Here is a 7520-nt window from a genome sequence, read left to right on the forward strand (position 1 = left end):
TGGATGTTTTGTGGGACGGAACGTAGAATCTGCCGGTTATTGCGTTGTGTCGACAGGCCACGACACAATCAACTAACCGAGAACGCGCAACAAGTCAGGTGCCTCGATACGTGGAATACCCGAGTCCGCGAACGCCTTCCGGTCTCGACTGACAATATAATCAGCACCCCACCATTCGGCACACACGCGAATCAAACCATCCTCGAAGTCAGGTTCACTCGACGCCAACGCCGCGCGGCACAGCAACGAATCAACCGGGAACACGTCAAAACAGTCTAGGAACAGGCTTATCCATGCGCGATTACCCTCTTCCGTGCATTCCCGACGCGCAATATAATACGCATCCTTAAGACTGCCCGCGCAAACAGCGATTTCCACACGGTCATTATTCATCGCGTCAAACACGCGCACCGAATCATCCGCAACGGACGACTTGGAACCATGACGTCAAGCAGAAAATTCGTATCGGCGACAGCCTTAATCACGTTTCGCCAACTCCTCTTTGACATCATCCGGCGTCAACGATGCAATATGCGACGTAGTTGGGAATAGCGCGCGCAAGCTAGTAAGTTCGGCACGGGCCTGTTCCGCCGTCATCCTGTGCGGCGCGCGCTCCAATCGCACGCCAATATCCACAGCTGTCATAACATCCTCACTTTCCTTGTGTTTCAGCGTATCCCCTGAATATGGAGACACGCTATAAACAATGGCGCGACGGCAACGCCGCGCCGAGTGCCTACCCGCGCCCATCGGGATAACGCATTTTAGCATGCGTAAGTATCTCCTTGGATAGATAGATTGGGTAGTACAGCGTGCCGACCGCGCGGCGTAAAGCTACGGCGATAGGCCGATCACAAACATTTACCGTCCCTATGATCGGGGACAGGGGACACATCCCGGCGCGCGCCACACGACGCGCATTCTTTCGACCCTACGGAAAAAAAGTCTCAAGCCCCACGTTGCATCCCACTGGTTTGCGGGACGGAACGCGATTGGCCGCTGTTTTCGCGTTGCGTCCCACTGTTCTGCGGTACGCAGCACAACGTGAGCCTATTGTTGTGCATTGTTGTGCAAGGATTTCTCGGAAAGGGCCTTAAGTTCGTAAAATCCTTGCGCTAACCGGGCGGGGTACAGGCGCGGTGCAAGGATTTCAGCATGGATTTCTCGCGAAGAAGGGCTATCTCGTCCAATCCTTGCTGTCCAAGCCTTGCGATGAGACACTGCGATTGGACACTGGGATGGGAGACTATGGAAGAGAGCCGGCCACGGAGCCGACTGGAGGAGCCGACTGTGGGACAGTTGGTGATTGTGCGTAGCGGTGTGTGGTGTGTGTGCAGTGTGTGTGCGTAGCGGTTGCGTGAGCAGCGCACGCGCGCATACAAAAAAGCCCCGCCACCCGTCGATGGCAGGGCTTTCAGTGCGTTAGCGCGTATTGCGGGCTTATCGCCTTATGCTCACTTGGTGTGAGCGGAGCGGATGGCCTCACGGTAGACGCGACCACGGTAGGTGCCGCAGTTCGGGCAGGCCATGTGCGACAGGCGCGGCTCACCGCAGTTCGGGCAGGTGACGGTCCGCGCGGCGGACGCCTTCCAATTCGCGCGGCGAGAATGCGTGTTGGCGCGCGAGGTCTTGTACTTAGGCAGTGCCATTGTGTTTCCTCTGTTTCGTTCGAACGATTGAGCTTAAGCGTACGGTATCTTAGCGCGACCGCCGTACAAAGTCCAGTCGGCCTCGTCGTCCCTCGGATACAGATCGGATACAGCTCGGATACAATATCATGCTGTCCTGTCCATTGGTTGCTAATTGGCAACCAACATGCCATTGTGATGAACGCATACCCGGCAGCCCGTCAGGCAATCCGGCAGGCAACCCAACAACCCAGACAGCCCGTCAGGCAGCCCGGCAGACAACCCAGCTACCCGGCAGCCGGCCGCCCAAGCTGACATCAGCCTTCGCTGCCGCCGGCCTCGAGCTGCTCCCTGAGCGCGGCCAGCGCGGCGAACCGGTTGTCGATCGCATCGTGGTGATGGTCGGGATCCTCGTTGAGATCGGCACCGCACTGCGAGCACAATCCGCGGCAATCCGGCCGGCACAGCGGCTGCAGCGGCAGCGATTCGGCCAGCGTGTCGCGAATCGGCGCCTCAAGGTCGGCGAAAGCGCCGCCGGAAAGCAGCGGATAGGTGTCCTCCGACTCCTCCTCGCCGGCGATGATCTCCACCTCGTCCTTAGAGCCGCCCTTGGAACCGCCCCTAGAACCGCCTTTGGAACCGCCCTTGCCGCCGTGCCGACCCCGCTCATCGTATCCGTTGCCGTATCCGTTGCCGTGCCCGTCGCCGCGCTCCGACTCGTAGGGGAAGAACAGCGTGACGTCGCAGTTCCAGTCCTTTTCGATCGGCTTCAGGCAGCGGGTGCATTCGGTGCTGATATGCGTGCTGATGCGCGCGGTGAGGATCAGCCCGTCGACGATCGAATCGAATGAGCCGTTCACGTGCACATCCGCACCGGGCTTGACGCCCACGATGTCGTCGCCGATGCCTTCCGGCGCGGGGAATACGGCATCGATCTGCTTGCTTTGGCCGGCTCGCGACGCGATCTGCGCCACGGAAACGGCCCACTGGGAATCTTCTGGACGCGGCATGATTCAGCCCTCCGGGTAGTCGTGATGATCCAGATGCGGCAGTTGCTGGCCCGCCGCCTGCTGGCGTTCATACAATACGTTGAGCCCTGCCTGAACATCCTGGCCGAGCTTTCCAAGCTGCTGCTGCAGCCCCTCCATCACCGTGGTGCAGTACTGGTCGGCGCCCTTGGTGAGACGATCCGCCTTGCTTTGCGCCTGATCAAGTATCGCGCGCGCCTTCTGGCGGGCGAGCGCGGTCACGTTCTCCTGACCGGCGAGGAACTGCGCCTGCTCGTTGGCTTCCTTGACCATATCCGCGGCGCGGCTCTGCGCGGAGGCCACGACGGCGTTCGCCTGGGTCTGCGCGGATTCGAGCCGCCGTTCGGCCTCCCGCATCAGCGCGGAGGCACGCTCCAATTGCACGGGAAGCATCTTTTTGAGCGTGTCGAGCTGTTCGCGGAAGGTGTCGCGGTCGATGCGTACCACGCTCGGCGAGAACAGTCCCGACTTGGCTTCGTCCAGCGTCGCCTCAAGCCTGTCGATGATGTCGTAGACCGTGGTGAATTCGTCGCGCGACTGCGCGTCGGGGTCGTTGTCGTCGCTGTCGCGCAGGTCCGGCAGCGCGTCCATCGGGAACGGTGTGGCTGCGCGCCGCTTCGGATTGCCGGCGTTGGCTGCGTTGCTGGTCGAGGCACCGGCGTTGGCTGCGGCGCGGGCGGTCGGCTCGTTGCGCGATGCCGCCGATGCCGCCGCCGGCGTTGGCTGCGGTGCGGCGGCATGCGACGGGCGCGGATCGATGGTCGGGGGATTGGTTCTTCCGTCGGCGTAATCGACCGAGGTTCCTTCGGTGGGCGTCACGTTCATGACGATGGATTGCGTGGCGATGTCGCTCACGTTGGCCGCGCTGACCGAGTTGGTTGAGTTGGCCGCGTTGTTCGCGTCGTTGCGCTCTGAGTCGTGTTCGGGCACGCCGGCTGGCTCGCCGGTCGGCGAGACGCCTTGTGCATCTGAGGTCATGATCAGTCCTTTCTACTGGTCGTACTGGTCGTATGATTCACGTTGTTCCGCATGCCGCAGTCAGCCGTATCGCCGGCTGCCGTATCGCAGGCTGCCGGCTGTGCGTTCGCTGCGGCCGGCGTGCCGTGCAACCGGCTGGTATGGCGGCGATCGTCGGCGGATACGTGCAGCGCGTCGTACAGCATGTCGGTGACACAGTCGGGCACCATGCCGGTCACGTCGCCGCCGTGGCGGGCCACATCCTTGACGATGGAGCTGGAGATGTGTTCGAGAATCGGATCGGCGGGCAGAAACACCGTTTCGATGCCGGCGAGCTTGCGGTTGACGAGCGCCATGCCGAGTTCGGCCTCGTAGTCGCCGTTCTGCCGCAGCCCCTTGACGATGACGGTGGCGCCAACGGCACGGCAGTAGTCGGTGATCAGTCCGTCGGTCGAAGCTACGGTGATGTTGTCGTAGCCGTCGTCCTCCAGTGCGCGGCGGATGATGCCCACGCGCGTGGATTCGGCGAACAACGGCGTCTTCGCCGCGTTCACGGCCACCACCACATGCACCTCATCGAAGAATCGGCTGCACCGCTTGATCACGTCGAGATGGCCGGCGGTTACGGGGTCGTAGGATCCTGGACACACTGCGATAGTCATAAGGACTAGCGTACCGCGATTGGCGTATCGCATGCCGTCGGCCGCGCCGTCGGTGACGGCTGGTGGCGGTGGCCGGCGGTGCCGTGGTGGTCGGCGGTTGTGGTGCGGTGGTGCGGTGGTGCGGTGACTGATGGGGCGCGTCGGTGGCGTTCGACGTAAAGACTGGCTTCTATGATGGAAGCGATTGAGACGCCGAATCGGTGGGCCGTGACGGTCGTCCGGTTCAGTCCGACCGATTGCGTAAGGTCGGCTGTCCGGTTCGCCGGTTCAGCGGTTCGGCGGCAATGAGCGATGGGAGACGATATGAACATGTGGATGATTGATGAGATGCGCGATGTGGCTGATCCTGTCTCGCCGCTGTCGAATCCCGACCGCGTGTCGGGCACGGCGGTGCTGGAGCGTCCGCAGACGCAGGAGAATCCGAATCTCACCGACGACGGCGATGCGGACCGGTACGCGCATTACGTGTCCAAAGATCGCATCGCCGAGTCGCGCATGACCGGGCGTCCGGTGGTGGCGCTGTGCGGCAAGGTGTGGGTGCCCAAGCATGATCCGTCGCAGTACCCGATCTGCCCGGATTGCAAGCGCATCTACGAGGAGATGATGCGCTAAGCCACACGGCTGGTGTTCTGTCTCGTATTTATCTGAGTGGCGCTGGCCCCCTCTGATGAGGGGGCTGTCAGCGAAGCTGACTGGGGGAGAGACAGAAGCTGAACCACTCAACTGTTTACGAGACAGACCACTGGTTCATGCGGCTGTGCCGCGACGGATTTCGACTGAGAGCACCGTCACAAGACGGTGGTCTCAGTCGAAATCACCGGCTCTCCCTTCATCAGCGATTGCGCGGCGATCGGCAGCTCGGCCAGCGCCTTCGCCCGGTACTCGTGTGCGGCGATGATCGCATCATGGCCCTGATAGCGCGCATCGATCGTGCCGTGGTCAACGAAATCGACGAGCAGATCCTTCCAATCCTCATCCGGCGTGAACGCGGCGAGCTTGTCCTCCGAACCGGAGATCACATGCTCGGCCGTGGCGAGATTGTACTCGTAGGAGCGGTAGGCGAGCTTGCGTCCGGGCACGGTGGCCTTGTGCGAGGACTTCTTGGCGACCGGCTGCATCACGCCGTCGGCGCCTTCGCGCTCGGTGAGCTTGTACACCATCGCGCACGTCGGCGCGCCTGAACCGGTCACCAGCATCGTGCCCACGCCATAGGAGTCGACCGGCGCGGTCTGCAATGCGGCCAGCGCGTACTCATCCAAATCGTTCGTCACGGTGATCTTCGTGTTCGTGGCGCCCAGTGCGTCGAGCTGGTTGCGCACACGCTGCGCAAGCGATGCAAGATCACCCGAATCGATGCGGATGCCGCCCAGCTGCGGTCCGGCCACCTCCACGGCGGTCTTCACCGCCTCTTCGATGTTGAACGTGTCCACAAGCAGCGTGGTGTTCTCGCCGAGCGCGGCGATCTGCGAGGCGAAGGCCTCCCGTTCCGAATCATGCACCAGCGTGAAGCAGTGCGCGGCCGTGCCGATGGCCTTGAGTCCGTACATCTGCGCGGCGAGCAGGTTGGCGGTTCCCTTGAATCCGCCGATCACCGCGGCGCGTGCGGCTGCGACCGCGGCCCACTCGTTGGTGCGGCGGCCGCCCATATCCATGCAGGGGCGATCCTTGGCGGCGGAAACCATGCGCGATGCCGCCGATGCGACCGCCGAATCATAGTTGAGCACCGACAGAATCAGCGTCTCCAGCAGCGTGCATTCGCCGAACGTACCCTCGACCTGCAGAATCGGCGAATTCGGGAAGAACATCTCGCCTTCGCGATACCCCTTGATCGAACCGGAGAAATGGAAGTTCTCCAGCCACTTGATCGTCTCCGGGCTGACCACATGGCGGTCGGCGAGGAAGCGCAGATCCTCGTCGTCGAGATGAAAGCGCTCCAGCAGATCGAGAATGCGTCCGGTGCCGGCGACCACCCCGTAGCGGCGGCCTTCGGGCAGATGCCTGGTGAACACCTCGAACACGCATTTGCGGTTCGCGGTGCCGTCGCGCAGCGTCGCGTCAAGCATCGTGTACTCGTACATGTCGGTCATCAATGCTGGTGAATAGTCCATGATGTCTCCCTCGTCGTGCTTGTGTTACAGCCTACTCACTCGGGTGAACGCGAGGAAGGCGGGTGCGTTGCCGGTGGCGCGTGCGCGACGCGTTTGTGCAGCGCGGTGCGTGCGCGGTGCGTGCGGTGGGTGCGCGACGCGTCTGGCGCGCTCTGGTGCTAGGTTGGGCAGCATGGCTAATGATTCGTTTGCTCATGATGATTCTTCCTCTTCCGATGCGACCGATTCCATTGAATCGATCGTTCGCGCCGACGGTCGCGCGGTCGACGAGCTGCGTCCCGTCACCATCACCCGTCACTTCACCGATGCGCCGGAAGGCTCGGTGCTCATCACCTGCGGCAATACGCGCGTGATGTGCACGGCGACGTTCACGCCTGGCGTGCCGCGTTGGCGGCAGGATTCCGGCCTCGGCTGGGTGACCGCCGAATATGCGATGCTGCCGCGCGCCACCGCGGAGCGCACCGATCGCGAGTCGGTCAAGGGCAAGGTCGGCGGCCGCACCCATGAGATCAGCCGTCTGATCGGCCGCTGCCTGCGCGGCGTGGTCGATATGCGCGCGCTGGGCGAGAATCAGGTGCAGATGGATTGCGATGTGCTTCAGGCGGACGGCGGCACGCGCACCGCTTCGGTGACCGGCGCCTATGTGGCGCTGGTGGACGCGATGCGTTGGGCTGAGGCGCACGGGCATATCGAATCGGCCGACAAGGTGCTCAAGGACGTCGTCTCCGCCGTGTCGGTCGGTGTGATCGACGGTACGCCGATGCTGGATCTGCCGTATCCCGAGGACAGTCGCGCCATGACCGACATGAACGTCGCGATGACCGGTTCCGGCACGTTCATCGAGATTCAGGGGACCGCCGAGCACCGCCCGTTCAACCGCGCCGAGCTGAACACGCTGCTTGATCTGGCCGAAAAGGGCAACCGCGAGCTTCAGGCCGCCCAGCGCGCGGCGCTCGCCGAAGGCTGAACGCGTCACGCTGCGGCTGGCGCTGGCCGCCTGGTGCGCTGGTCACGTGGCGCGCTCCGCTCCTTGTGACTGGTGTTGCAAACCCTTGTAATTTCAACGTTTTTGACTATGGTCACGTGGTGCGCCCGCTCCCTGTGACCTTGAGAGGCATGAGTATTATGAAGCTGATC

General features: G+C 62.6%; 7 protein-coding genes and 1 pseudogene. 2 read left to right on the forward strand and 6 right to left on the reverse strand.

Going from position 1 to position 7520, the window contains the following annotated elements; translation table 11 throughout:
* Nucleotides 1-72 precede the first annotated feature (72 nt).
* From EHS19_RS02690 to coaD, 5 genes and pseudogenes are all read right to left on the reverse strand, one after another.
* Entirely contained in the window at nucleotides 73-411 is a 339-nt protein-coding gene (locus EHS19_RS02690; protein ID WP_151916267.1) for a PIN domain-containing protein, read from the reverse strand.
* Nucleotides 412-1454: 1043 nt separating this feature from the next.
* A complete protein-coding gene (gene rpmF / locus EHS19_RS02695; RefSeq protein ID WP_151916268.1) occupies nucleotides 1455-1649 on the reverse strand; it encodes a 50S ribosomal protein L32 in 195 nt (64 codons plus the stop codon).
* 296 nt (nucleotides 1650-1945) lie between these two features.
* Entirely contained in the window at nucleotides 1946-2638 is a 693-nt protein-coding gene (locus EHS19_RS02700) for a YceD family protein (RefSeq protein WP_151916269.1), read from the reverse strand.
* Nucleotides 2639-2641: 3 nt separating this feature from the next.
* On the reverse strand, nucleotides 2642-3481 hold the full coding sequence (locus EHS19_RS02705) for a cell division protein (protein ID WP_421745133.1): 840 nt from the start codon (nucleotides 3479-3481) through the stop codon (nucleotides 2642-2644).
* Between the two features lie 320 nt (nucleotides 3482-3801).
* Nucleotides 3802-4275 (reverse strand): annotated as a pseudogene (coaD, locus tag EHS19_RS02710) (pantetheine-phosphate adenylyltransferase); the annotation flags it as partial.
* 327 nt (nucleotides 4276-4602) lie between these two features.
* Here coaD and EHS19_RS02715 point away from each other — a divergent pair.
* Nucleotides 4603-4887, forward strand: coding sequence for a DUF3039 domain-containing protein (locus tag EHS19_RS02715; RefSeq protein ID WP_175578259.1), 285 nt, complete (start codon nucleotides 4603-4605; stop codon nucleotides 4885-4887).
* Nucleotides 4888-5063: 176 nt separating this feature from the next.
* Here EHS19_RS02715 and EHS19_RS02720 read toward each other — a convergent pair whose 3' ends face one another.
* Nucleotides 5064-6386 (reverse strand): nicotinate phosphoribosyltransferase, encoded by a 1323-nt coding sequence (locus tag EHS19_RS02720; RefSeq protein WP_175578260.1) that lies wholly within the window; start codon nucleotides 6384-6386, stop codon nucleotides 5064-5066.
* A gap of 169 nt (nucleotides 6387-6555) precedes the next feature.
* On the opposite strand from EHS19_RS02720, the gene rph reads away from it, so the two are divergent.
* Nucleotides 6556-7350 (forward strand): ribonuclease PH, encoded by a 795-nt coding sequence (rph, locus tag EHS19_RS02725; RefSeq protein WP_241677037.1) that lies wholly within the window; start codon nucleotides 6556-6558, stop codon nucleotides 7348-7350.
* The last annotated feature ends 170 nt before the right edge of the window (nucleotides 7351-7520 follow it).

The organism is Bifidobacterium jacchi (assembly GCF_009078285.1).
In the GTDB taxonomy this organism is placed as follows: Bacteria; Actinomycetota; Actinomycetes; order Actinomycetales; family Bifidobacteriaceae; genus Bifidobacterium; species Bifidobacterium jacchi.